Origin of the sequence: Pandoraea pneumonica (assembly GCF_902459645.1) — a bacterium.
Taxonomy (GTDB): domain Bacteria; phylum Pseudomonadota; class Gammaproteobacteria; order Burkholderiales; family Burkholderiaceae; genus Pandoraea; species Pandoraea pneumonica.
Map to the genome: position 1 here is coordinate 722834 of NZ_CABPSK010000004.1, position 23583 is coordinate 746416.

23 protein-coding genes are annotated in these 23583 nt (G+C 63.8%); 13 read left to right on the forward strand and 10 right to left on the reverse strand.

Translation table 11 applies throughout. From position 1 onward, the window contains the following. Positions 1-9: 9 nt before the first annotated feature. A complete protein-coding gene (gene msrA, locus PPN31114_RS22380; RefSeq protein WP_150681685.1) occupies positions 10-822 on the forward strand; it encodes a peptide-methionine (S)-S-oxide reductase MsrA in 813 nt (270 codons plus the stop codon). Between the two features lie 82 nt (positions 823-904). On the opposite strand, the gene PPN31114_RS22385 is transcribed toward msrA, so the two are convergent. From PPN31114_RS22385 to PPN31114_RS22405, 5 genes are all read right to left on the reverse strand, one after another. Next, entirely contained in the window at positions 905-1282 is a 378-nt protein-coding gene (locus tag PPN31114_RS22385) for a VOC family protein (RefSeq protein WP_150681686.1), read from the reverse strand. Between the two features lie 135 nt (positions 1283-1417). After that, a complete protein-coding gene (locus PPN31114_RS22390; protein ID WP_150681687.1) occupies positions 1418-2101 on the reverse strand; it encodes a helix-turn-helix transcriptional regulator in 684 nt (227 codons plus the stop codon). A gap of 141 nt (positions 2102-2242) precedes the next feature. Continuing rightward, complete coding sequence (locus PPN31114_RS22395) at positions 2243-3511, reverse strand: cytochrome c (RefSeq protein ID WP_246182703.1); 1269 nt, start codon at positions 3509-3511, stop codon at positions 2243-2245. A 191-nt stretch (positions 3512-3702) separates the two neighbouring features. Then, positions 3703-4416: a (2Fe-2S)-binding protein gene (locus PPN31114_RS22400; protein ID WP_246182695.1), complete on the reverse strand. Its 714-nt coding sequence runs from the start codon at positions 4414-4416 to the stop codon at positions 3703-3705. Next, positions 4413-7352 carry a xanthine dehydrogenase family protein molybdopterin-binding subunit gene (locus PPN31114_RS22405; RefSeq protein ID WP_150681688.1) on the reverse strand — a complete coding sequence of 980 codons (2940 nt, stop codon included), beginning with the start codon at positions 7350-7352 and terminating at the stop codon, positions 4413-4415. Before PPN31114_RS22405 ends, PPN31114_RS22400 begins: the two co-directional genes overlap by 4 nt. A 327-nt stretch (positions 7353-7679) precedes the next feature. On the opposite strand from PPN31114_RS22405, the gene PPN31114_RS22410 reads away from it, so the two are divergent. Then, entirely contained in the window at positions 7680-7946 is a 267-nt protein-coding gene (locus PPN31114_RS22410) for a hypothetical protein (protein WP_150681689.1), read from the forward strand. A 10-nt stretch (positions 7947-7956) separates the two neighbouring features. On the opposite strand, the gene PPN31114_RS22415 is transcribed toward PPN31114_RS22410, so the two are convergent. Beyond that, entirely contained in the window at positions 7957-8460 is a 504-nt protein-coding gene (locus PPN31114_RS22415) for a GNAT family N-acetyltransferase (protein WP_150681690.1), read from the reverse strand. Positions 8461-8596: 136 nt separating this feature from the next. Here PPN31114_RS22415 and PPN31114_RS22420 point away from each other — a divergent pair, with 136 nt between their 5' ends. Next, positions 8597-9205, forward strand: coding sequence for a helix-turn-helix domain-containing protein (locus tag PPN31114_RS22420; protein ID WP_150681691.1), 609 nt, complete (start codon positions 8597-8599; stop codon positions 9203-9205). Continuing rightward, positions 9202-9762 carry a GNAT family N-acetyltransferase gene (locus tag PPN31114_RS22425; RefSeq protein WP_150681692.1) on the forward strand — a complete coding sequence of 187 codons (561 nt, stop codon included), beginning with the start codon at positions 9202-9204 and terminating at the stop codon, positions 9760-9762. Before PPN31114_RS22420 ends, PPN31114_RS22425 begins: the two co-directional genes overlap by 4 nt. 37 nt (positions 9763-9799) lie before the next feature. On the opposite strand, the gene PPN31114_RS22430 is transcribed toward PPN31114_RS22425, so the two are convergent. Both PPN31114_RS22430 and PPN31114_RS22435 read right to left on the reverse strand, forming a co-directional pair. Continuing rightward, the gene (locus PPN31114_RS22430; protein WP_150681693.1) at positions 9800-10846 is read right to left on the reverse strand and encodes an alpha/beta fold hydrolase; all 1047 of its coding nucleotides are present in this window, start codon (positions 10844-10846) and stop codon (positions 9800-9802) included. A 229-nt stretch (positions 10847-11075) separates the two neighbouring features. Further along, positions 11076-11384 (reverse strand): DUF4148 domain-containing protein, encoded by a 309-nt coding sequence (locus tag PPN31114_RS22435; RefSeq protein WP_150681694.1) that lies wholly within the window; start codon positions 11382-11384, stop codon positions 11076-11078. Positions 11385-12058: 674 nt separating this feature from the next. Between PPN31114_RS22435 and PPN31114_RS22440 the strand changes: the two genes are divergently transcribed. After that, positions 12059-12697 (forward strand): GntR family transcriptional regulator, encoded by a 639-nt coding sequence (locus PPN31114_RS22440; RefSeq protein ID WP_150681695.1) that lies wholly within the window; start codon positions 12059-12061, stop codon positions 12695-12697. 141 nt (positions 12698-12838) lie between these two features. On the opposite strand, the gene PPN31114_RS22445 is transcribed toward PPN31114_RS22440, so the two are convergent. Beyond that, complete coding sequence (locus PPN31114_RS22445) at positions 12839-13345, reverse strand: DUF4019 domain-containing protein (protein ID WP_174988350.1); 507 nt, start codon at positions 13343-13345, stop codon at positions 12839-12841. Positions 13346-13474: 129 nt separating this feature from the next. On the opposite strand from PPN31114_RS22445, the gene PPN31114_RS22450 reads away from it, so the two are divergent. Next, positions 13475-14653, forward strand: a complete 1179-nt coding sequence (locus PPN31114_RS22450) for a GGDEF domain-containing protein (RefSeq protein ID WP_150681697.1) — start codon at positions 13475-13477, stop codon at positions 14651-14653. Positions 14654-14721: 68 nt separating this feature from the next. Here the strand turns inward: PPN31114_RS22450 and PPN31114_RS22455 are convergent, their stop codons facing one another. Beyond that, the gene (locus PPN31114_RS22455) at positions 14722-15429 is read right to left on the reverse strand and encodes a glutathione S-transferase C-terminal domain-containing protein (RefSeq protein ID WP_150681698.1); all 708 of its coding nucleotides are present in this window, start codon (positions 15427-15429) and stop codon (positions 14722-14724) included. A gap of 150 nt (positions 15430-15579) precedes the next feature. Between PPN31114_RS22455 and PPN31114_RS22460 the strand changes: the two genes are divergently transcribed. From PPN31114_RS22460 to PPN31114_RS22490, 7 genes are all read left to right on the forward strand, one after another. After that, positions 15580-16047: a DUF2471 family protein gene (locus PPN31114_RS22460; protein WP_174988353.1), complete on the forward strand. Its 468-nt coding sequence runs from the start codon at positions 15580-15582 to the stop codon at positions 16045-16047. Next, positions 16035-17780 (forward strand): exonuclease domain-containing protein, encoded by a 1746-nt coding sequence (locus tag PPN31114_RS22465; RefSeq protein ID WP_150681700.1) that lies wholly within the window; start codon positions 16035-16037, stop codon positions 17778-17780. The genes PPN31114_RS22460 and PPN31114_RS22465 overlap by 13 nt, the downstream gene beginning before the upstream one ends. A gap of 387 nt (positions 17781-18167) precedes the next feature. Next, positions 18168-19148: a LysR family transcriptional regulator gene (locus tag PPN31114_RS22470; protein WP_150681701.1), complete on the forward strand. Its 981-nt coding sequence runs from the start codon at positions 18168-18170 to the stop codon at positions 19146-19148. Then, entirely contained in the window at positions 19145-20650 is a 1506-nt protein-coding gene (locus tag PPN31114_RS22475; RefSeq protein ID WP_150681702.1) for a flavin-containing monooxygenase, read from the forward strand. The genes PPN31114_RS22470 and PPN31114_RS22475 overlap by 4 nt, the downstream gene beginning before the upstream one ends. Then, positions 20647-21621: an ABC transporter permease gene (locus PPN31114_RS22480; RefSeq protein WP_150681703.1), complete on the forward strand. Its 975-nt coding sequence runs from the start codon at positions 20647-20649 to the stop codon at positions 21619-21621. Before PPN31114_RS22475 ends, PPN31114_RS22480 begins: the two co-directional genes overlap by 4 nt. After that, on the forward strand, positions 21621-22565 hold the full coding sequence (locus tag PPN31114_RS22485; RefSeq protein WP_150681704.1) for an ABC transporter permease: 945 nt from the start codon (positions 21621-21623) through the stop codon (positions 22563-22565). Before PPN31114_RS22480 ends, PPN31114_RS22485 begins: the two co-directional genes overlap by 1 nt. Then, complete coding sequence (locus tag PPN31114_RS22490) at positions 22562-23575, forward strand: ABC transporter ATP-binding protein (RefSeq protein ID WP_150681705.1); 1014 nt, start codon at positions 22562-22564, stop codon at positions 23573-23575. Before PPN31114_RS22485 ends, PPN31114_RS22490 begins: the two co-directional genes overlap by 4 nt. The last annotated feature ends 8 nt before the right edge of the window (positions 23576-23583 follow it).

Sequence of the window (23583 nt, forward strand, 5' to 3'; positions counted from 1 at the left end):
AGTTTTCAGATGAACAAGCCACATTCGCAACACAACGCCCCTGCCGCCCCGGCTGCCCCTGCGGCAGACACCGCCCTGCCTGGCAAAACCACTCGGTCGGCATTGGCATCCGGACTTCGCCGTACGTTCTTGGCCGCAGCCACCGTCGCCGCTGGCGTTCTCACCTGGCAGGTCGGCGCGTACGCTTTCGGCGGCGCAGAGCCAGCAGTATCGATCGCCGCGCCGAAACTCGACGAACCCGCCACTGGCGCGCGCACGGAGACGGCCGTCTTTGCAGGCGGCTGCTTCTGGGGCGTCCAAGGGGTCTTTCAGCATGTGCAGGGCGTGACGAAGGCCGTTTCCGGCTATGCAGGCGGCACGGCGAAAACCGCCGACTACGAGACCGTGAGCTCCGGCAGCACCGGCCATGCCGAATCGGTCCAAGTCACGTTCGATCCGCAGAAGGTGTCGTACGGCAAGCTGCTGCAAATTTACTTCTCGGTCGCGCACAATCCAACCGAGCTCAATCGTCAGGGCCCGGACAGCGGCACGCAGTACCGCTCCGCCGTCTTCCCGATGACCGATGCGCAGCGCCAAGTGGCGACGGCTTACATCGCGCAACTCGACGCCTCGCATGCGTTCTCGAAACCGATCGCGACGAAGGTCGAGAAGTACACGGGCTTCTATGCGGCCGAGGGCTACCATCAGGACTTTCTGACGGAACACCCGACGTATCCGTACATCGTGATCAACGATCTGCCGAAGGTGAAAGACCTCCAGCGACTGTTCCCCACGCTGTATCGCGACACGCCGGTGTTGGTGAAGACGGCCTCGGCGTCATAACCGCCGCAGCCGTCACGTCCGCCGTCGCCGCCTAAGCCTTCACGGCTGCCGCAACCGCCGCAGCCGCCGTCTCACCCGCGCCTTACTTCGGCTCGTCTGCCAGCTTGTACACGCGCAGACGATGTCCGTCGGGGTCAGACGCGACAAACGTACGCCCGAAGTCCATCGTGGTCGGCGCTTGCAAAATCGCGATACCGCGTGCCGACCAGTCTTCATAGGTGGCGTCCACATGGGCGTTGGACGCCACCGGCAGCACCACTTCGCTGCCGCCCGGCGGCGCAATGATCGTGGGCACCACCGTGTGCTTCGCCCACAGACCCAGCTTCAATCCATTCGGGAACACGAAGAGCGCAAAACCCGGCGATGTTTCGACCGGTTCGAGGTCGAACAAGTCGGCATAAAACGCGGCGCTCTCCGGCGGATTCGCGACATACAGAATGACCATATTGGGATGCGGCATGACTAGCTCCTGTCGATTTGGATAACTGACGTATCACACGCTGGCAACACCTCGGCGTGCGTCGTCATTGGCCATATCGTAGAAGGACATGCTGTCAGTTTTTGTCAGTAGCCGACATGTCGACCACCGGCGCACTTACTGCCGCCCCGTGGTCTCCCGCCATGCCTTGAGCAGCGTGCGCCGACCGCGCGGATAGCGCGCCTCGGACACCGTCATCGACTCGATCCGGTCGGCGCGAAAGTGGCGAAAGCCATCGCGCAGTTCGCACCACGCCACCACCATCCGCACGCGTTCGAAAAAGCCCAGTGCGAACGGCCAGATCACCCGCTCGGACGTCTTCCCGGCTTCGTCGCGATACGCCAAATGCAGCTTGCGCTCGGTACGAATCGCCTCTCGAATGACGGTCAGGTCGACCGTCATCGGCGGCAGCGGGTCGCCCGGGCCGATCAGCAGCGTCGATGCTTCGAGCGACGCACGCAGATCGGCAGGCAGCACGGCCGCAATCTTCGCCAGCGCATTGCCCGCCGCGTCGGCCAATGCCCCATCGGTGCGATTGGCGACCCAGCGAGAGCCGAGCACGATCGCTTCGATTTCTTCTTCGGAGAACATCAGCGGCGGCAGCAGAAAACCGGGCTTGAGCACGTAGCCGAGCCCCGGCGCGCCTTCGATATGCGCACCTTGCGCCTGCAAGGTGGCGATGTCGCGATACAGCGTGCGCAAGCTCACGCCGAGCGAGTCGGCGAGCGCCGCCCCCGCCACCGGATACCGGTGACGGCGCAGCAGTTGCATGAGGGAAAAAAGGCGTTGGGTCCGAGACATGGCGCGCATTATGCGCCAGTTCGCACGACAGACGGCAGCGGCAAAGAAAAAGCGCACGCGCGGCATCTCTGCCATCGCGTGCGCTTGATATCGAAGCGCGCAGACGTCACGACCGATGGCGCAACGTTCTGCAACTTCGCGTTACTTCTGACGCAGTTGCTTGACGATTTCCGAGTTCACATCGCCGGGCTGACCACCGTACGCCACGCGCAGATAGTTGGTCAGTTCCGAGATCTGCGCATCGGTCAGGCGCTTGTCGAAACCGGGCATATCCTGCATCGCTTCGAGCCCCGGGAATTTCTGCGGCTCGATTCCATCCAGAATCGCGATGATCAGGTTGCGCGGATCTTTCTGGCGCACCGTCGAATTGCCCAGCATCGGCACCGCCACGTGCGGCTTGCCCGTGCCATCCGCAGCGTGACAACCGGCGCACACGGCCAGATACATGTTGCGTCCTGCCACGAGTTTGCTCGTGTCCGGATTCGTCGGCAGCGGCTTCGGCTCAGGCGCCGCATCCCCCAGCAGATAGGTGCTCAGCGAGCGCAGATCGTCCGGGCTCAGATACTGCGTGCTCAAGTGCACCACCGGATACATCTCGCCGAACGCCGAACCCTGCGGGGCAATGCCGGTGCCGAAGAACGTCTGCAAGTCTTTTGCCGTCCAGCCGCGCGCGGCCAGCGCCTCAGGCGTGAGGTCCGGTGCGGCGATACGCGCGAGCGCAGCGCCGCCGAGCGGCTTCGCGCCATCGAGTTGCCCGAACGTCCCGCGCGGCGTGTGACATTCCGCGCAGTGGCCCAGCGCATTGGCCAGATAACGGCCGCGCAGCCAATCGGCCGACTGCCCCTTCGACGCATCGGGCAGAGTGTCTTTCAAGAAGATCCAGTCCCAGAAGCGCATGCCGAAACGCATGTTGTACGGGAACGAAAGATCATGCTTCCGATTGGCCACCGCCACCGGCTTGACCGACATCAGATACGCGTAGATCGCATCGCTATCGGCGCGCGTCATCTGGCGGTACGACGTGTACGGCATGGCCGGATACAGCACCTTGTCCGGGGCCTTGCCATCGTGCAGTGCGCGATAGAAGTCGTCGGCCGTCCAATTGCCGATGCCGTTGGCCTTGTCGGGCGTGATGTTGGTGCCGTAGAACGTGCCGAACGGCGACTTGAGCGGCACGCCACCGGCGAACGGCGCACCGTCCGCACTCGTGTGACACGCCGCGCAATCGGCGGCGCGCGCAAGGTACTTGCCGCGTGCGATCACGTCGGGCGATGCCGGGCTGCCCTGCGGCATCACGACCGCCGTTGCAGCGGCTGCCCCCGAGGCATTGCCCGCACTCGCCGCCGCTGATGCCGCCCCCGATGCCGGAGCATCGGCGGCCATTGCGCTCGTGACGAGCGACGGCATCATCGACGTCTTAGGCTGGGGCGGTTGCGACGGTTGTGACGGGTCCGGCGGCTTGGGCGAATTCGAGTCGTTGCAGGCGGCAAGCAGCAACGCCGCTGTGACGCACACCGCGCTGGCGCTCAGGCGGCCCAATCGACCCAATTGACGCAGAGACGATGAAGAAGTGACACGATTCTGGTTCATGGCGTGTCCTCTCACTTCGCGTCGGTCAGACAGCCGGGCGTCTTCAGAATGACGTCGCGCACGGCCTCGTAATAGCGCACATACCCTGTGCAGCGGCAGATGTGATCGTTCAGTCCTTCGGTAATGGCCGCTTCGAGATCGGCACGTGCCACCGGTTTGCGCTTGAGCTTCTCGATGAGCACCGTCGCCGCGTTCACGAAACCGGGCGTGCAGTAGCCGCACTGGAAACTGAAGTGATCGAGAAACGCCTGCTGAATCGGGGCCAGCGTCACTTTACCGTCGGCATCGTGCGTCGCATGGCCTTCAACCGTTCGCACGGTCTTGCCGTCGAAGTAATTCGCCCCGGTGATGCAAGTGCGCACCGTCTCGCTGGTGCCGTCGGCGTGATCGACGATCACCACGCAAGCGTGGCAAATGCCTTGCCCACAGCCCAAACGCGAGCCAGTCAGCCCCAGCGTCTCGTGCAGGTAGTCGATCATCATCAGACCGGCAGGCACATCCGACGGGCCGTGCGAGACGCCGTTGACCTTCACGGTCACGGGGATCACGTCCCACGGTGCTTTGCCATTCGCCGCAGCGGGCGCGCCATTGTTGCCAGCACCTGCGTTGCTTGCAGCGGCCGGTGCCGACGCAGCGCTCATCGCGCCGCTGGCGTCCGATGCTGCCTGCGGGGCGCTGGCGGTTGCCGCGCTGGTGTTGGGTGTTGCGTTTGCTGCGTCCGTCATGCCAGTACCTCCTGGATCTTCTCCGGTGTCACCGGCAAGTCAGTAAAACGATGGCCAATCGCATGCGCGAGGCCGTTCACGATCGCACCCACCACGGGGATCATCACCACTTCGGCGATGCCCTTGGGCACATCGGTTTCCGAAATCGGCGGCAGCACCTCACCGGTCTGCGTCCATACCGCGACGTCGGTCGCGCGCGGCAGGTGATAGCGGTTGAAGTTCCACGTGCCGTTGCCCGGGCCGTCTTCATAGAGCGGCAGGTACTCGTGCAGTGCGTGACCGATGCCCATCGCGAGGCCACCCTGCAACTGCCCAGATACCAACTGCGGCGAAATCTGATTGCCGCACTCCATGATCGAGTGATGCGTGAGCAGTTCGACCTTGCCCGTCGCCTCGTGTACCGAGAGCTCGACGAGCGTGCCGACCGCGCTGTAATACGTCACCGCCGCGTTGTTACGCTGCACAGGCGGGTAGTACACACGCTTGCGATCGATCACGCGATAGCCCGTGGCGGGCGTCGGTGCGGCCACTTGTGTTGCCGCAGTATTCGACGCCGCGGCAGACGCATGCGCCGAGCCCGACTTCGCCGGAGCATTGCCATTGCGATGCGCGCCCTTCACGGCAGGAGCCGACTGCACCGGAGCGACGGCAGCGGGCGTCGCCGCACCGCCCTTGCCATAGCGCAGTGCAATGCCGTCGACCGGCAGGCGTTGCGTCACGCCGTCGCCGAGATCCCAATCGGCTTCGGCCCACTGCCAGCGGTTAAACACGTGCACCGTCGCGCCCGTGGCGAACCCCATCTCATAGGCAGTCTTCGCGAGCATGGCCATCGGCAGCGCTTCCATACCGGCCGCCGAGAGCTTGCCATCGACCCAGCGGGCATCTTCGACGCGCACCACGAGCGGTGCCGCCTGACCGCCGCCAAGCCCCCGACGCCAGATCGAGAGCGCCGCAGGCCACAACCCTTGCATGAACAACAACCGCGCCGCTTCGCGCGTGCTGTGCGTGAAATAGAACGCCGAATTCGTCGCGCTCGACGGCGAGGCGTAACCCGGCGACCAGCGCGGGTTGGCGGCCAGTTTGTCTTGATCGGCTTGCGACATCAGGTACGGATCGCCACTCGTCACCACGGGCAACTCGGGCCAGTCGGTGATCGCGATATGCACGTCGGTCGCGGGCATGCCCAGCCACTTGGCGACGGCCACGGCCTGCGACGTCGACGTCCCCGTGCCGATTTCGGCAGCCGTGTGATGCAGGCTGATCTTGCCTTGATCGTCGAACTCGACACGTGCAAACGACGTTTCCGCGCCCGTGCCGAAGTCTTTCTGCACGCAAGCGAAACCCACACCGTAGCGGCGGCCCGGATGCGCCGCCTCGTACTCGGCCTTCTTCTTGTCGCGCTGCGTCCAGAGCGGATGCGCCTTCGCTTTCGCGAGCACTTCGTCAACGCGCACGGCACCGGCAGGAATCGCGCCTTGCGTGTTCTTCATGCCCGAGCGCAGCGCGTTCTTCATGCGGAAATCGATGGCATCGAGCCCCAGTTGGGCGGCCATTTCATCGATCATCATTTCGGTCGCGGCCATCGACTGCAACGTGCCGTAGCCGCGCGCCGAACCGGCGTCGATGGCGCGCGAGGCAATCGCCACGCTCGCCAGATCGCTTTGCGGGAAGTAGTAGATCGACTGCGCCGCAGTCGCGCCCACCATGGCGACCGACGGCGAAAAGTTCATGCGCCCGCCGCCGTTGCACTCCATGTCGGCGGCAAACGCCTGCAACATCCCGCTCGCCTTGTCGACGCCAATGCGATAACGCATCGTGAACGCGTGGCGCTTGAGCGACGTTTGGAATTGCTCGTAACGATCGTTGGCCAGACGCACCGGCAGGCCGTCGCCATACAGCGCCGCAGCCAACCCGTAGAACGGCATGTTGTAGTGGTCTTTCGAACCGTAACCGACGGTGTAGCACGGGTAGACGATCAGACGCTTGACCGGGAAGTGGCCCTTGGCCACCATCGCGGCCGCGTTTTCGGCCACCTCGGACGGCGACTGCGTGGGCACGACCATATGCAGCGTTTGCGTCGCCGCGTCGTACCAGCAGTTCGCGTTATCGGGTTCGAGCGCCGCCGTGTCGACCGACTGCGTGCGGTACTCACGCGACATCACCAACCAGTCGCCCGGCGGGTTCTTGAGCGATTCGCCAATCTTGCCCGCGTACGCCATGCCTTGCTCGTCGAGCTTGCCGTGGTCGTTACCGTCGGGCCATACCGGCAAGTGCTTGCGCATCATGCTCGGGAAAATCGGTGCGTCTTTCAGGCTCGAATAGACATCGTCGTCGTAAGCCGTTTTGCCACCCACGCGCACGAAGCGGAACGTGCCCCACGGGTCGCGTTCCAACGGGCCGCTCACGTCGCCGTAACGAATGATTTCGTCGTGGAACTTGAGCTTGTCTTTGGCGAAGCGAAAACGGGCGAAGTCGTGATAGATCAGAATCGCCACGGCATGACCGAGATACGCGGGCGTCTTGCCCGTGGGCAACAGCATGTCGTCGCCATAGAACTCGGGGAAGGCGACGCCGTCGCGCGCGAAATCGTCGGCCGTCACCACGCGATCGGGCTTGAGCCCGTCATCGAGACGCGAGAGATCGAAGCCGAGATACGGCCGGTCGGCGAGCGTTGTGCGCAGCACGAAGGCATGTGCCTGCTGCTTCGGCCAGCCGGGCATGTCGGCGGCACGCACGTCGCGCGCGAAGATCTTCGCGCCGGTGACTTTGGCGGTGCCGTCGATGCGGAATTTGGCTTGCCCCGTCGCAGCATCCCACGCCACCGGCGTGAGGTTCTTGTCTTCGAACAGCGCAGCGAACGCGCGGCTGCCCATGGGGGCGATGTAGACCGAAATGCCCGCGATTACCGAGGCTTTCAGAAAGCCGCGGCGCGACATGGCAAAGCCGGATGTCGTGGCAGGAGTGTCGGTCGCTTGGGGAGTATCGGAAGCAGCAGATGTACGAGCGTCATCGCTCGACATTGCCGCTGGCGGACAGTGTTTTCTTGGCAGGCGCGGCATATGCGTTCCGTCCGTCGGCCGGGAGTACGGCCTTATTGTTTGGGGGGACGTATCACCAACACGAAACGGAAAACGGCACGCAAAACAGCACGATTACGATCACGACGCCTGGGGCAAAGTCATGACCCACGATGCTTGTGCGCAGTGCGCGACATTCATCTGCCGTGATGTCGTCGTGAAGTCTTATAGGACCACGCTTCATGAGTGACACCGGACCTCTCAAGGCTACACGCCGCCTATGTGAATGACAAGGTGACGGATGACGCACTGCGTGAGAACTGGCGCGGCTTTGCGCGCATCGCGCACCGCGCGGCGGGCGAGAGCGGGCGATATTTCGGGCGCGTGATGTTGCTTATGGCAAATCAGAAATGGCGCTATATCCCGTGGAATATGGCGCCATCCCGATGCCAAGCGATGCTGCGATTTATTTTGTGCAGCGCGCTGATTTTTATCGTTTTTCGCGCGCGGTAACATGCCACGTTCAGTCGATGCGCAATTCCATGCACGTGAGATCGAGCCAGCGGCCGAACTTGGTGCCCACCTCGCTGAAAATACCGACGATGCGAAAGCCTAGCTTCTCGTGCAACCGAATCGAAGGTGCGTTTTGCGCTTCGATACTCGCGATCATCACGTGAATATCTGCGGCGCGCGCACGCTCGATCAGGGCCCGCATGAGCGTTTCGCCCACGCCGCCGCCGCGCGCGTTCTTGTCGATGTAAATCGAATGCTCAACGGTGTGTCGATAGCCATCGAATGCACGCCAGTCGCCATACGAGGCATAACCGAGCACCTCGTCGCCGCGCTGCGCGACGATCACCGGGAAGCCCTTCGCCCGACGCGCGGCCAACCACTCTCGGCGGTTGTCCACGTCGACGAGAATCTCGTTCCAAATCGCGGTGGTGTGCTCGACGGCGTCGTTATAGATGTCTCGAATGACGGGGAGGTCCGCGTCGGTGGCGTCGCGAACGGTAACGGCTGGCTTCATGATGGGCGGTCCAAGCGGGTGAAAGCAGATGAAAGCGAGTGATAGCGGTGACGTCGATGTCGAGTCTACGACCGGATGCGATGTCGAATATTGGTATCCAGTTTACTAGAAATTAATTTCCAGTAAACTGGACAGCATGGATATCAACGAACGTATCGCCCGCCGGGTTCGCGATTTACGAAGCGAGCGCGGCTACTCTCTCGACACGCTGGCCGAGCGCAGCGGCGTGAGCCGTTCGAGCATTTCGCTCATCGAGCGCGCGCAGACTAGCCCAACCGCTAACGTGCTCGACAAGCTGGCAACGGCGCTCGACGTGACGCTCGCCTCGCTCTTCGACGAGCGCAGCGGCGAGAACGCGCCGCCCTCGCCCGTGGCGCGCCGCGCCGATCAGCCCGTGTGGACCGACCCAGCGTCGGGCTACGTGCGGCGCAATCTCTCGCCCACCGAGCCCTCGCCGCTGCAATACGTGGAGGTGATGTTCCCGGCGGGCGAGCGTGTCGCGTACGACACCGGCACCCGCGATAACGAAGTCTGGCAGCAGATCTGGGTGATCGACGGCACCATCGAAATTACGCTGGGTGATACCACGCGGACCACGCGGACGACGTGGCGGCTCGATACCGGCGATTGCCTCGCCATGCGGCTCGATCAACCGATCGGCTATTACAACCCGACCTCGGCCACCGCGCACTATCTGGTCGGGCTTGTCACGCTACCGTTCGTTGCTGCCCGGAGGGCTACATGACGCCACCCATCACCTTGCAGCGTCTGGACGGGGCGCAGGCGCTCGCCGCCGTCGACGCCCTTGCCGACGTGCTCATCGATTGCGTGGAAGGCGGCGCGTCGGTCAGCTTTATGCTGCCACTCACGCGCGAACGCGCGACGGCGTTCTGGCGCAAGGTGGCCGACGGTGTGGCGCGCGGCGAACGAGTGCTGCTGGTCGCGCGTGAGGAAGACGGTGACATGCTGGGCGCCAATGACCGCAGTGGCCGGATCGTCGGCACCGTGCAACTGATTCTCGATCTCCCGGAAAATCAGCCGCACCGCGCCGACGTCGCGAAGATGCTCGTGCATCGCGACGCGCGCCGACAAGGTGTCGCGCAGAAGCTCATGACGGCCATCGACGACGTCGCGCGCACTGAGGGTCGTCATGTGCTGGTGCTCGATACCGTCACCGGCGGCGACGCCGAGCGCCTATATCAGCGCAGCGGCTGGCAACGCGCGGGCGACGTGCCGAAGTTCGCGCTCATGCCCGACGGTGAGTTCTGCGCCACCACGTTCTATTACAAACATCTGGCGTAAATTTCACTCGACTCAACGCGACCCAGCGCGACGCCACTCAGCGCAGCGCCGCCAGTCCGTCGAGCAACGCCTTGTGGAACGCCACCGGATCTTGCATTTGCGGAGCGTGGCCCAAGTCGGGAAACTCCACCAGCGTCGAGCCGGGAATGGCCGCATGCGTGGCCTTCGCGAGCGCGGGGTAGTGCCCGATGCGCGCTTGAACTTCAGGCGGAGAAAAATCTTTGCCGATCGCGGTGGTGTCCTTGTCGCCGATCAACAGCAACGTCGGCACGCGAATCTGGCCGAACTCGTACACCACCGGCTGCGTGTAGATCATGTCGTAGAGCAGCGCAGAATTCCACGCGACGATGCGCTTGCCCGGGCCGCGATACATCCCGGCGAGCATCTGCACCCACGGCTCGTAGCGCTCGTTCCATTGCCCCGCGTAGTACGTCGCCTGTTCATACCGGCGAATGCTCGGCGCGCTGGTGCGCAGATCGCGCTCGAACCATTCGTCGACCGTCTTCGACGGCACGCCCAACGCCTTCCAATCTTCCAGACCGATCGGGTTGACGAGCACCAGTTGCTGCGTCTCGTCGGGGTACATCAGCGCGTAGCGTGCGGCGAGCATGCCGCCCGTCGAATGGCCGACGATGGTCGCACGCGTGATGCCTAACGACGCGAGCAGCGCATGCGTGTTGTTCGCCAGTTGCTGGAAGCTGTACTGATACTGCGCGGGTTTGCTCGATTTGCAGAAACCGATCTGGTCCGGCGCGATCACGCGATAGCCGGCGCCCGTGAGCACATCGATGGTCTCGCGCCACGTCGCCGCGCAAAAATTCTTGCCGTGCAGCAGCACGACGGTGCGCCCATTCGCCTGCGCTGGCTTCACGTCCAAATACGCCATGTGCAGCGGCAAGCGTTGCGACGTGAAATCGAAACGGCCCACCGGATATGGATAGTCGAAGCCCTGAAGCTCCGGCCCATACGCCGGGCCCGCATTGCTGTCGGCGCTATCGGCGGCGCGTGCTGCCGAGGCCGGGAGCGCCGCCAGCACGGCACATGCGGCGAGGCACGCGGCAACGCCAACGCGTCGCGCCTGCATGCCGTGTTGCCACCAACGGCGCAGACGACGATGCACAAGAGATAAAAACCGTGGGGAAGTTTGCTGCGAGGGGGTCATGAGCGGGGGCGTGCGTTGGCACGCGAAGTGGCACAAAGCGAATGCCGCCGATTGTGCCACGCCCTCACAGGTGACGAGTGCCACGTAAAAAACCCGCCGTGAGTGCGGCGGGCTTTGGCGCTCAGGGGCGATCCGCCCCTAAACCATCGGCTTAGTTACCGAAGTACGTCGTACCGGCACGTTGCAGACCGCCGACCGAACCCGGCGTGACCGGTGCCGCAGCAGCGGCCGGTTGTGCGCTGGGCACTGCCTTCGGGTACACGGTGTCGTGTTGCACGACCAGACCGTCCTTCTGCGCTTGGATCAGTTCGGCGCGAACTTGCGCGCGGGTCAGCACGCTGGTTTGCGGAACCCACGAGAATTCCGACGGGCCGTCGAAGGCGTCGCTGGCGAAAGCCGAACCGGCCGACACAGCCAACACGGCAGAAATCAGGGCAGAGGTAATAAGGGTGCGCTTCATGGTGTTTCTCCTGTCTATTGAAGGGGGCGATGCGTAACTCATCGTCGACAATCACAGTGTATTAGTGCGCACATTGATGATAAATACGATCAATCACAATCGTTTATTTCATATTTAGAAATAATTGAAATAAACGGGGCCATATGCCTGACAACGTCTCAGGCCTCACGACGTTTTCACCCGCGGTGCAGAAATCAGGGACAAAAATCACAACGCGATCGGTATAACCCTCGACTGTGCAGGGTTATACCGACAGGTGATACCGACGCAATACTTCACATATTTATCAACGCGTCGGCGCGATTCGAGGGCGCATGTTTCGGTACCCGCAACGCCAGCGATGTGGGCACTCACGCAACAAGTTAGTGAGCGCGAACCCCGCTGCGTGAGGGCTTGTGGTATTTTTCTCTCGCTTCAAACGCGCGTATAAGCGAGCCCTCGCTTCGGAAACCGAAAGAATTGTGCAAAACCAGACCGCATTCATGTGCTGTGCGCATGGCTGGCACAACTTTGACGCTTTGGGAACGGTTTTGAAGGGTCAGAAAGAAACTCTGTAAAATCCGCTGCGGCATGAGGGTGCGCGCCGGACACAGCCGTGTTCGGGACGCCGCGACTCGCTCGAAACCTCGCCGAAGCACCGGCGTGCGCGCCGTTCAAGGGAAGATAAGCATCAGATGAAAGCGCCCAGCAACCTGATTACTGGTGAAGTGCGGACCAAAATCCGCGGCATGATTCTCGCCTCGGAACTCAAGCCTGGGCAGCGCCTCATTGAAGACGATCTCATTCAGTTGCTCGGCGTTGGCCGCACGCCTGTGCGCGAAGCCCTGCTGATCTTGCAAGGCGAAGGTTTTATCGCCCGCAATCGCGGCTGGGAAGTGCAAGGCGTCGATCACCTTCAGGTGCACGCGATCTTCGAGAGCCGCGCCGCCATCGAAGCCGAAACCGCCCGTCTGGCCGCCCGCAAAATCACACCGGACGCCTGCGACGCGCTCGCCGCGCTCATCGACCAGATGGAGCCTAGCTCGCATCTGCCGCGTCTCGCGCTCAACCGTCTGAACAGCGAATTTCACGATCTGATCGTCAAAGCGGCCGATAACGTCGTGCTGGCGCAGTTTCACGAGCGGATTCAGTTCTATTACTGGGCGCTGCGCGTGCCGGTCATGTTCTCCGACGAGCAACTGCGTGCGACCAACGTGCAGCATCGCGAGCTACTCGACGCGCTGCGCACCCACGACGAAGCCCGTGCGGCCGAGATCGCGCGTCATCACGTCGTGACGACCATGGACATCGTCGAACCGGCCCTGCCGCGCTAAGTCAGCGCCCGCCTGCATACATTCCCCATACAAGCCATTTAGCCTCGCTTGGAGGCTGTCGCCGACATCGGCCAAGGGGTTGCGCTACCCCGCATACGCCAAACGGCCAGCGCGCTTCCCAGTGTTTCCCAGCATTTCCGATCAGCGCACCAAATACCCGGCGACGCGCCACCGGCCGTCTACGCCGTACACCATCGTGACCAGTTCTTGCCCGTCGGCCTTGTTTTGGAACGCCGTGTTGTACTGAATCACGACGTACTCGCCCTCGGGCTGCCCGGCAATGGTGCGCGTGAACACGGCATCTTTGACCTTGCGCGATTGCACCTTGCCCAATGGGGCGCGCGCAGCACTCAGACTCTGCGCCCACGCGTCGGCAGGCAGCGAGCGTTGGAAGACGGCGGCCGCTTGCTCCCAGCTTTGTTCGGCGCGATTGATATCCACCAGACCGAGCCACAGATTGGCCGCTTCGAGCGCGGGCTTCACATCGCGGTTGATGTCCGTTGCCGGGCTCACGCCGCTGGCCGGTGTCGCAAACAGCGGCGGCTGGGCCGAACGCCGTGCCATCGGTTCCTGTGCCTGCGCTTGTACCGCGTTCAGACCGGCGGCCACGGCAAGGGCAACGAACAGGAAGCGGTGAAGACGGGACATCGACATAACGAAAACTCCTTGAGATAGACGGTAAACCATAACCCGGCCATTCTACTGGCGTGTAACGCGCACAGCGGCGTACATTACAATGCACTACACACGCCCGCCTTCCCCCCGCCGGCCTTCGCCATGTTGACGACGTCTTTGCTCGCGATCACTGCCCTGCTCAGCTTCATGATGTTGCTGATAATCGGCTCGCTGGCACGCTCGCGCGTCGCCGGGGTACGCGAATGGTGCTGGGCTAACGTCGCCGTCCTCGTCTCGCTGCCCTTGTTTGCGCTGCGCGGCCATGTCCCCGATTTCCTCTCGATTCCGGTTGCCAATGTGATGCTGGGCAGCGGTCTGCTGCTGTATTACGCCGGGTGCGCCCGCTTTCTCGGCCGGTCGCCGCACTGGCCGGTACTGGGCGCGTCACTCGGCGCGCTGACCGGGGCGATGTTGTTTTGGTATTACGGCAGCGAGAACACGCAGGTGCGGGTGGTGATCGTGTCGGCATATCACGCGGTGGTGCTGCTGGCGACGGCGGTGCTGATCATGCGGCACATCCCGCCCAAACGGCATCCCTATAACTATTGGCTGACGGCCGGTCTCGCGACGGCGTTCGCCATCGGCCATATGGTGCGCGGTTCGGTGTTCGGCTGGGCGCCGGCCCCCGGCCCCGACCTGATGGGCCCGTCGACCTTCAACGCCGTGATGCTCATCATCGGGGCGGTGGTCATGCCCGCGATGACCATGGGCTCGGTCATGATGATTCACGACGCGATGCTCGCCACCGCCGAGGAGGCCGCCAATCGCGACTATCTGACCGGGGCGCTCTCGCGTAAGCATTTCGACCTGCTCGCCCGGCAGGAGATGGCGCGAGCGCTCTCGCGCAGTTGGCCGCTCTCGATCGTGGTCATCGATCTCGATCACTTCAAGCAGATCAACGACACGCACGGCCACGCGGGTGGCGACACAGTGCTGCGCGAATTCGTCAGGCTGGTACGCGACGGATTGCGCGAGGGCGATATCTTCGGACGGCTCGGTGGTGAAGAGTTTGCGGTGTTACTGCCTGGCACCGATACACCCGGCGCGATTCGCATTGCCGAGCGCCTACGCGCGCAGGCCAGTCGGCATCTCGTGGCGGGGCCGTTCGGCGTCTGCCACTACACGCTAAGCGGCGGGGTGGCCACATGGCACGAGCACGAGAGTCTCGAGGCGTTGTGCATGCGTGCCGACCGGGCCCTATATGCCGCGAAGATTTCCGGACGCAATCTCGTGCTCTCGGATGTGCTGTCGAGCGACGAGACGGCGTCCGAGGCTGGGTGAACGCTGGCTGAAAGCGAGCTGCCCCCAAGCACGCTGCGCTCAAACAACCGGACTTCGCGCGGCCAACGTCAGGCGGCCGCCTCCGGGAAAAACTCCCGCTGCATGCGCGCCACATAGTCGATGAGGTTCGGGTGCTGCTCGATTTCATCGCGCAGCGGGTGCTTGAACTGCGGCGCCAGAGCGCTCGCCATGAAGGCAAATGCGGTGGCATCCGCGCCGCTTGGCGAGTTTCCGAAAAAGTACGGTTTGTCGCCAAGCAACTGGGCAGCCGCCTGCGCGCCGCGGGCGAGCAACTGCTGTTGCTCTTGCGGCGAATAGCGCGCCGTGCCCTGACCTTGCAGGGTGCCGCGGACCTTGCGGCGGATAAACGCTTGCGCCGCCGGGCGCACCGGCCACGGAATCGACTTGAAGAACGACGCCGGCCCTTTGGCGAAATTCTCGTCGTCGCACCAGCGCGCCTGCACCACGTGCCAATAGAAGTGATCTTCCAGCGCCTTCTCGAACATCCACGCCGCGCCGCGCTGTTCCGGCGTGAGACCGGCGTCGAAGTCGAACCCGTACTTACGCTCGATATGCAGGCGAATCAGCGTGGAGTCCGGCACGATCTGCCCGTCGTCGTCGATGAACGGCAACTTGCCCTTGGGGGCACGCCGAAAACCGCCACGGTCCGTTTGATAGGCCAGCCCGGCGAGCTTGAGCAGCATATGGGCTTTGATGACGAACGGGCTGGCATCGGGCAGTCCGAACGCCGGACCGAAGGTGTACAGGGTCAACATCGTGGCCAAACTCCTGCGCAAATGAGGGTGTGGAAAGGGTTGGCGCAGAGTATTACACGAGCGCCCGTGCATGCGGTCGATGTCGCGTTCACGTCACTCGCGCACTGTGCTTTTATACAGTATTATGTCACCCAATCGAGGAACCTTTTCATGGAAACAATCGACTGGGATCAATTGGCGCTGAGCGCCGCCGAGCGGGATCTTGCGGGCATCGTGCGCGAGATCGCCGCACGCTACGCGCAGCACGCCCAACAGGAATCGGGCGCCAGCGCGCGGCTCGACTGGCGCACGCTCGTGGCCATCGCCGACGAAGCCGAGGCGGATATCGGCCTGCATGCACGGCACGAAGCGTGGGTACTCGCCCACGTGCTGCGTTTGCCGGGCGACGAAGTCTTGCGACGCGAAGGCGAATTGCCCTCGCTCGATGCGAGCGTCGATCTGAACTGGCCCGACGCCACGGCACCGGCCGTGTTCCGCGCCATCGTGTCCGTGTTCACCGCTGATGAGACCGGCGACGACACCGCTGCGGACGACGTGACGGGCTACGCCAACCAATCCAGCAACGCGTCGCCGCGCGCGGCTTCTCCCCACGCCGGTGGATCGGCATGCTCGGCCTGAATCAAGACGATCACGACGAAAGCGTGGCAGACGCAACGCCCATCGATCCGGACGCCCTCGCCCGCTCGCTGCCCGCCCCTATGGTCTTCGTGGATCTGGAGACCACTGGCGGCAATGCGCTGGCCGATCGCATCACGGAAATCGGCGTGGTCGAAGTCGGGCCGCACGGCATCGAACAATGGAGCACGTTGCTCGACCCAGCCGAATCGATTCCCCCCTTTATTCAGCAACTGACCGGCATCACCAATGAGATGGTGCGGGGACAGCCGTCGTTCGAGACCTTGGCGCAGGGACTCGCGGAGCGCCTGCAAGGCAAGTTGTTCGTGGCGCATAACGCCCGCTTCGACTATGGCTTTCTGAAGAATGAATTCCGCCGAGCAGGCATTTCGTTTCAGGCGGATGTGCTGTGCACGGTCAGACTCTCGCGGCTCTTATTCCCGGCGGCGGCCCGTCACGGGCTCGACGCGCTGATCGCCCGCTTCGGTCTCGAACCGCTTGGCCGTCACCGCGCGCTGGCCGACGCCGATTTGCTCTGGCAGTTCTGGCAAAAAATCCACGCCATCTACCAGCCCGAGTTGATCGAGCAAGCCGTGCAGCGGGTCACCAAGCGCGCTAGCCAGCCGCCGCAGTTGCCGGACGAGGCGATCGACGCGCTGCCTGCCGCGCCCGGCGTCTATCTGTTTTACGGCGAAGGCGACACGCTGCTCTACGTCGGCAAGAGCGTCGATATTCGTGCGCGGGTGCGCTCGCACTTCTCCAGCGATCATCAGGTCGCCAAAGACCTGCGGATCTCGCAGGAAATTCGGCGCGTGGAAGCGCGGCGCACGGCAGGCGAACTCGGTGCCTTGTTGCTCGAATCGCAACTCGTGAAGCAGTTGCAGCCGATTCATAACCGGATGCTGCGCCGCGCCGCAAGCCTCTATAGCTGGCAAATCGACGCGCAAAGCGATACGCCGCAGTTGGTGAACGCCCGTACGGTCGACTTCGCCAGCGCGGGCGCGCTCTACGGCACGTTCTCGTCGCGAAACCGGGCGGAGATGGCACTGCGCACGCTCGCCGACGAACATCGGCTTTGCTGTGCGCAACTCGGGTTGGAGAAACGCGAGGCGGGACGCCCGTGCTTCGGCTATCAGGTCAAGCGCTGCGACGGCGTGTGCATTGGCGAAGCGCCGCTCGCCCCGCACACCGCGCGCCTGCGTGAAGCGTTGGCCACATTGCAATTGCAGACGTGGCCTTACGACGGGCCGATTGCGATTGAAGAGCATGCCGCGCCAGCCCATAGCACCAATAGCACCACGCGGGCGGCGGCAAGCGACGAGGCCCCAGCCCCCGAAGTCGAATATCACCTGATCGACCGTTGGCAGTACCTCGGCAGCGCACGTTCGCGTGAGGCACTCGACGACCTGCTCAATGGCATGCCGCCGGTCACGGGCTTCGATCCCGATATTTACCGGTTGCTCGGACGACGCTTGGCGGCCTCGTCCCAAGCCGTCGGCACCGATGCGCCGTCGACACAAACCGAGGCCAGCGCTGGCGATACCGCCTCGCCGGTATCCCGACGCACAACGGCTCCGTTAGTGATCGTTCACCTCACGCGCCCGGCGTTCCGGCTGAGTCATGTCGAGCCGCCGCAGGAAACCGCACCGAAGCCGCCGCGTGTGGCGTTGTTGCGTCGTCGCTCGCCTCGCCCGGAAGACCCGGCGCAATATCGTTTGCCGTTCGACACAAAATAAACCGCGAATAAATCCCCTTCGCCCCAACCCCTCGCAGCCCCCTCACCGCCTCGTCACAACACCCCGGTCACCCACTGGCCGGGCGTCCCCGTTGCTCACGCTCGGCTCAGAAGCGCCTCGCAGCAGCCCCTCACAGCGGCGCACACCGCCCCATCCTTTTATTTCCACGCCGCCGTCACCTAGGCAAAACCCTCCTTTGCACCGTACGGCATGAGCATATAAATATTAAGTATTTGCAAGACGCATGCTTGTGGCCGAAGAATACGCGATTCGAATACAACAAGAATTGCCACTTCTGCGGCCTCGGCAACGTCGATGACCGGACGGCGTGCACTGGACTTTGCCCGGTAGCGCCCCGCCATTTGCCGTTCCACCCCACCGAGCACGATGGAATTACGCCAACTCGAAGCCTTCGCGGCGGTCATGTCGACCGGCAGTATTACTGCGGCCGGGCGCCTGCTCGGACGCTCGCAGCCCGCGATCACCCGGATGATTCAGGAGCTCGAAGCCGAAATCGGCTACGCGCTGTTCACCCGCAGTGGGCCGCGCGTCACGCCGACAGAACAAGGTTTTCTGCTCTTCGAAGACGTTGAGCACGTGCTCGCCGGGTTGCAGCAGATCCGCGCCCGCGCCGACGAAATTGCCCGTGGCCAGACCCGTCCGCTGCATATCGCCGCCACCTCGGCACTGGCCGCCGGTCTCGTGCCAGCCGCTCTCGCCTTGCCGGGGCTCGCCCGCGACAGCATTCAGATTCAGATGCGCAGCACCTCGCCCGAGCAAGTCGTGCATGCCGTGCTCACCGGCGCGGCCGACATCGGGGTGACCAGTCTGCCGCTCGAACATCGCGGCATCGTCGTGCACTGGATCGGCGAGTCGGCCTGCGTCGCCGCCGTGCGCAGCGACGATCCACTGGCCGCCTACGACCGCTTGCCGCTGGCCGAATGCGTGGGCCGCCGCATCATCACCATGCAGAACCCTTACCGGCTGCGCCGCCGCCTCGATCAGGCGTTCAGTCAGGCGGGCGTCGCGCCGGTTGGCCTGATTGAAACCAATGCGTCGATCAACGCGATGACGGCGGTGCGCGCCGGTCTTGGCGTTGCCGTGCTCGAGCCCGTCACCGCCTACGGATTGCCGCTGGCCGATGTGGCCGTGCGCCCGATCGACGCCGACATCCCGTTCTTCTTCGGCGTCATCACGCGCGACGCCCGCGCACCGTCACCGGCCGCGCTCGCGTTTGTCGACGCGCTGGCCGACGCCGCCCGCACGCTGCTGCCCGATTTCGCGCAGCGTGCCGCCACCGAACACGCCCAAGTTTTGCAGTCGCTGTACGGCGATCTGCCCGCCCCCAAGGAATCCCTGTCGTCATGACTCAGTCCCCGACATCCGCCATCGGCCTGCCCGCGCTCGAAACGCGCCTGCGTCAGGACCTCGCCTGGCTCGAACTCCCCGCCAAGCGCTGGGTGCCCGCGCGCACGCAAGATGGTCAACCCGTGCTCGACGTCGCCATCATCGGCGGCGGCATGGCCGGTCTGGCCGCGGCCACCTCGCTCACCCATCTGGGTGTGGGGGCCGTGATCTTCGATCAGTCGCCGCGCGGCTTCGAAGGCCCGTGGGCCACCACCGCACGCATGGAAACGCTGCGCTCCCCCAAGCAACTGACCGGCCCCGCCCTCGGCCTGCCCGCGCTGACCTTCCGCGCGTGGTTCGAAGCCCAGTTCGGTCTCGACGCATGGGAAGCGCTCGACAAGATTCCGCGTCTGCAATGGATGGACTACCTGCGCTGGTATCGCGACGTGCTCGCGATCGACGTGCGTAACGACCATCGCATCACCGCCATCACGCCGCGTGCCGACGGGCTGGTCGCGCTGTCCGTCACGTCGCCCGCAGGCGACACCACGGTCTATGCCCGCCACGTGGTGTTGGCCACGGGGCGCGACGGTCTGGGCGGTGCCACGGTGCCCGCCTTCGCGCGTGAACTCCCGCGACGCTTCTGGGCGCACTCGTCCGACGAGATGGATTACGCGACGTTGCGCGGCAAGCGCGTGGGCGTGATCGGTGCCGGGGCATCGGCGATGGACAGCGCCGCCACTGCACTTGAAGCGGGGGCCGCCAGCGTCGATCTGCTCATTCGCCGCGCCGACATTCCGCGTATCAACAAGGGCAAGGGCGCAGGCAACCCGGGGCTGACCCACGGGCACGTCAACTTGCCCGACGAATGGAAATGGCGCATTCGCCACTACGTGAACGCACAGCAAGTGCCGCCGCCGCGTGGCAGCACGCTGCGTGTGTCGCGTCACGCCAATGCCCGCTTCAATCTGGGAGCACCGATTCTCGACGTCACGCCGGTCGGCGACGAATTGCACGTGCGCACGGCCAAAGGCACGTTCGTGCTCGACTTCCTCGTGTTCGCCACGGGCTTTCGCATCGATATTGCGAGCCGTCCGGAGTTCGCACCGTTCGCGCAGTACGTTCGCAAGTGGAGCGATCGTTACTCGCCCGCAGCGGGCGACGAAGATGTCGAACTGTCCGACTCGCCCGATCTCGGACCGACGTTTGAATTTCTCGAAAAGACGCCCGGCTCGTGCCCGGGTCTGGATCGCATTCATTGCTTCTGCGCGCCCGCCACGCTGACGCACGGCGCGCTCTCGGGCGATATCCCCGCCGTGAGCGAAGGGGCGAAGCGTCTCGCGCAAGGGCTGGCAGGCACGTTCTATCGCGAAGACGTCGAACATCACTACGCCAATATGGAGGCGTACGCCGAGCCGGAAGTCTACGGCGACGAATGGACACCGGCACCGCCGCCGCCTGCACTGAATAGTGACAACAACCGTAACGGCGACAGCGCGGCTCGCGAGGAGCGCATCGCATGAGTGCCTGGATTCTGCGCCGCGTGCTCCAAGCGGTGTTCGTCGTGTGGCTGATGACACTCATCGTGTTCATCGGCCTGCATGCCATCGGTAACCCCGTCGATATCCTGATCGGTCAGGACGTCGATCAGGTCGACCGCGCGCGCATCATCGCGCAGCTCGGCCTCGACCAGCCGTTGTGGCGTCAGTACCTGTCGTTTCTCGGCGGTGCCTTGCATGGTGAACTGGGCAACAGCTTCGTCTATAACGTGCCCGCGATTCAGTTGATTCTGCAACGCCTGCCGGCCACGCTCGAACTGGCGGTCTCCGCGCTGATTCTGGCGGTGTTCATCGGCATTCCGCTCGGCTTGTTCGCGGGGCTCTATCCGCGCAACCCGATCTCGAAGGTACTCATGACGGGCAGCATCGTCGGCTTCTCGCTGCCCACGTTCTGGGTCGGCCTGATGCTGATCATGTTCTTCTCCGTGCATCTTGGCTTGTTGCCCGCCAGCGGGCGCGGCGCGACGGTCAGTGTGTTCGGCGTCGAGTGGTCGTTCCTGACGGTGGACGGCTTGCGTCACCTGATTCTGCCCGCGCTCAATTTGGCGCTCTTCAAGATCTCGCTCGTGTTGCGTCTTACGCGAGCCGGTGTGGCCGAAGTGTTGCCGCAAGACTTCGTGAAGTTCGCGCGTGCCAAGGGGCTCTCGCCGCTGCGCATCGTCGTTGTGCACGTGTTGCGCAACACGTTGATCCCGCTGGTGACCGTGCTCGGCATCGAGTTCGGCTCGACCATTGCGTTCGCGGTGGTCACCGAGACCGTGTTCTCGTGGCCCGGGGCAGGCAAGCTCATTCTCGACAGCATCAACTCACTGGATCGTCCGGTGATCGTGGCGTATCTCATCGTTGTGGTGTGCCTGTTCGTGTCGCTCAATCTGATCGTGGACGTGCTCTATAAGTGGCTCGATCCGCGTGTGCGCGTGGAGGCCGCTGCCTGATGTCGCTCAATCTTTCCCCTAACGGCGCACCGCCCGCGCCAGTGGTTGCCGAGCCGGTGCCGGTGCGCCGCGAATCGCCTTGGCAGCAAGGCTTGCACGAGTTCCTTCGCTCGAAGAGTGCAGTGCTTGGCCTGGTCGTGTTTATCGTGCTCATCGTCGCTGCCCTCGCAGCCCCTTGGATCACGCCGCAAAATCCGTACGACCTGATGCAACTCGACGTCATGGACGCGCGTCTGCCGCCGGGCACCGCCAACGGCGCTGCCACGTTCACGTACTGGCTCGGCACCGACGGTCAGGGCCGCGATTTGCTCTCGGGCATCATCTACGGTCTGCGTATCAGTCTGGGCGTCGGCGTGGGCTCTGCGCTCATCGCGGGCATTCTCGGCACGATTCTCGGGCTGGTCGCCGCCTACTCGGGCGGTCGTGTCGATGCGCTCATCATGCGTCTGGTCGACTTGCTGCTGTCGTTCCCGTCGATTCTCGTCGCGCTGATGATCTTGGCTTACGTGGGCAAAGGCATCGGCAACGTGGTGCTCACGCTCGTGGTGCTGGAGTGGGCTTACTTCGCACGCACCGCGCGAGGTCAGGCGCTCGTCGAATCGCGACGCGAGTATGTGGAAGCGGCGCGCTGCCAAGCGATTCCGAACTGGCGCATCGTGCTCGGCCACATTCTGCCGAACTGCCTGCCGCCGCTCATCGTCGTGGGCTCGCTGCAAGTCGCGCGTGCCATCACGCTCGAAGCTACGTTGTCGTTTCTCGGTCTTGGCGTGCCGATCACCGAGCCGTCGCTCGGCCTGCTCATCGCCAACGGCTATCAGACCATGCTCTCCGGTGAATACTGGATCAGCGTGTATCCCGGCCTCGCCCTGCTCGTCACGGTCGTCGCCATCAATCTCGTAGGCGATCGCCTGCGCGATGTGTTCAATCCGAGGTTGCAGAAATGAGCGGCGCGCCGTCTTCTACTCCCGCCACGCCACTCACGCTGGAAGTTCGCAACCTGCGTACGCAGTTCTTCACGCGTGCTGGCACGCTGCCCGCAGTTGACGACGTGTCGTTCTCGCTGCCGGCGGGTCACATCATGGGGCTCGTGGGCGAGTCTGGCTCGGGCAAGTCGGTCACCGGCTTTTCCATCATGGGGCTGGTCGATGAACCGGGCCGCATCGTCGGCGGCGAAGTGCTGTTTCAGGGGCGTGACCTCACGCGTCTGAAACCGGCCGAGTTGCGCCACCTGCAAGGCAATCGCATCGCGATGATCTTTCAGGACCCGATGATGACGCTCAACCCGGTGCTACGCATCGATGTGCAAATGATCGAAGCCGTGCGGGCGCATCAGAACGTGTCGAAAGCGCAGGCACGCGAACTCGCCCGCGACACGCTCGGCATGATGGGCATTCCCAGCCCCGACGAGCGTCTGCGCGCCTATCCGCATCAACTCTCGGGCGGTATGCGTCAGCGCGTGGCCATTGCGATCGCCATGCTGCATCGGCCCGATCTGATCATTGCCGACGAGCCGACCACGGCACTCGACGTCACCATTCAGGCGCAGATTCTCTCGGAAGTGCAGAAGCTCGCGCGCCAACACGGCACGGCGCTGATCTGGATTACGCACGACTTGTCGGTGGTGGCCGGTTTGGCCGACACCGTGGCCGTGATGTACGCGGGCCGCATCGTCGAACAAGGTGCCGTCGATGCAGTGCTCGACGCACCACAACACCCCTATACCGCCGGGCTGATCGGCAGCCTGCCTAGTTTGAATAAGCGCGGGCAGCGTCTGCGTCAGATTCCTGGCATGGCGCCGAATCTGCTCACGATGCCTGCCGGTTGCGCGTTTTCATCGCGCTGCGCGTATGCGACGGCGGCGTGCAATGTGCGTCCTGAAATGACGCAGACGTCGCCGGGCCGTCTGGTGCGCTGCTTCCATCCGGGCGCGGCGCTGCAAAAGGAGATGGTATGACCACCGCA

What these genes read in the sequence shown, in the direction of transcription:
- msrA (WP_150681685.1), top strand. Translation starts at nt 10, where the DNA reads ATGAACAAGCCACATTCGCAACACAACGCCCCTGCCGCCCCGGCTGCC.
- PPN31114_RS22385 (WP_150681686.1), bottom strand. Translation starts at nt 1,282, where the DNA reads ATGCCGCATCCCAATATGGTCATTCTGTATGTCGCGAATCCGCCGGAG.
- PPN31114_RS22390 (WP_150681687.1), bottom strand. Translation starts at nt 2,101, where the DNA reads ATGTCTCGGACCCAACGCCTTTTTTCCCTCATGCAACTGCTGCGCCGT.
- PPN31114_RS22395 (WP_246182703.1), bottom strand. Translation starts at nt 3,511, where the DNA reads ATGATGCCGTCGCTCGTCACGAGCGCAATGGCCGCCGATGCTCCGGCA.
- PPN31114_RS22400 (WP_246182695.1), bottom strand. Translation starts at nt 4,416, where the DNA reads ATGACGGACGCAGCAAACGCAACACCCAACACCAGCGCGGCAACCGCC.
- PPN31114_RS22405 (WP_150681688.1), bottom strand. Translation starts at nt 7,352, where the DNA reads ATGTCGCGCCGCGGCTTTCTGAAAGCCTCGGTAATCGCGGGCATTTCG.
- PPN31114_RS22415 (WP_150681690.1), bottom strand. Translation starts at nt 8,460, where the DNA reads ATGAAGCCAGCCGTTACCGTTCGCGACGCCACCGACGCGGACCTCCCC.
- PPN31114_RS22420 (WP_150681691.1), top strand. Translation starts at nt 8,597, where the DNA reads ATGGATATCAACGAACGTATCGCCCGCCGGGTTCGCGATTTACGAAGC.
- PPN31114_RS22425 (WP_150681692.1), top strand. Translation starts at nt 9,202, where the DNA reads ATGACGCCACCCATCACCTTGCAGCGTCTGGACGGGGCGCAGGCGCTC.
- PPN31114_RS22430 (WP_150681693.1), bottom strand. Translation starts at nt 10,846, where the DNA reads ATGCAGGCGCGACGCGTTGGCGTTGCCGCGTGCCTCGCCGCATGTGCC.
- PPN31114_RS22435 (WP_150681694.1), bottom strand. Translation starts at nt 11,384, where the DNA reads ATGAAGCGCACCCTTATTACCTCTGCCCTGATTTCTGCCGTGTTGGCT.
- PPN31114_RS22440 (WP_150681695.1), top strand. Translation starts at nt 12,059, where the DNA reads ATGAAAGCGCCCAGCAACCTGATTACTGGTGAAGTGCGGACCAAAATC.
- PPN31114_RS22445 (WP_174988350.1), bottom strand. Translation starts at nt 13,345, where the DNA reads ATGTCCCGTCTTCACCGCTTCCTGTTCGTTGCCCTTGCCGTGGCCGCC.
- PPN31114_RS22450 (WP_150681697.1), top strand. Translation starts at nt 13,475, where the DNA reads ATGTTGACGACGTCTTTGCTCGCGATCACTGCCCTGCTCAGCTTCATG.
- PPN31114_RS22455 (WP_150681698.1), bottom strand. Translation starts at nt 15,429, where the DNA reads ATGTTGACCCTGTACACCTTCGGTCCGGCGTTCGGACTGCCCGATGCC.
- PPN31114_RS22460 (WP_174988353.1), top strand. Translation starts at nt 15,580, where the DNA reads ATGGAAACAATCGACTGGGATCAATTGGCGCTGAGCGCCGCCGAGCGG.
- PPN31114_RS22465 (WP_150681700.1), top strand. Translation starts at nt 16,035, where the DNA reads ATGCTCGGCCTGAATCAAGACGATCACGACGAAAGCGTGGCAGACGCA.
- PPN31114_RS22470 (WP_150681701.1), top strand. Translation starts at nt 18,168, where the DNA reads ATGGAATTACGCCAACTCGAAGCCTTCGCGGCGGTCATGTCGACCGGC.
- PPN31114_RS22475 (WP_150681702.1), top strand. Translation starts at nt 19,145, where the DNA reads ATGACTCAGTCCCCGACATCCGCCATCGGCCTGCCCGCGCTCGAAACG.
- PPN31114_RS22480 (WP_150681703.1), top strand. Translation starts at nt 20,647, where the DNA reads ATGAGTGCCTGGATTCTGCGCCGCGTGCTCCAAGCGGTGTTCGTCGTG.
- PPN31114_RS22485 (WP_150681704.1), top strand. Translation starts at nt 21,621, where the DNA reads ATGTCGCTCAATCTTTCCCCTAACGGCGCACCGCCCGCGCCAGTGGTT.
- PPN31114_RS22490 (WP_150681705.1), top strand. Translation starts at nt 22,562, where the DNA reads ATGAGCGGCGCGCCGTCTTCTACTCCCGCCACGCCACTCACGCTGGAA.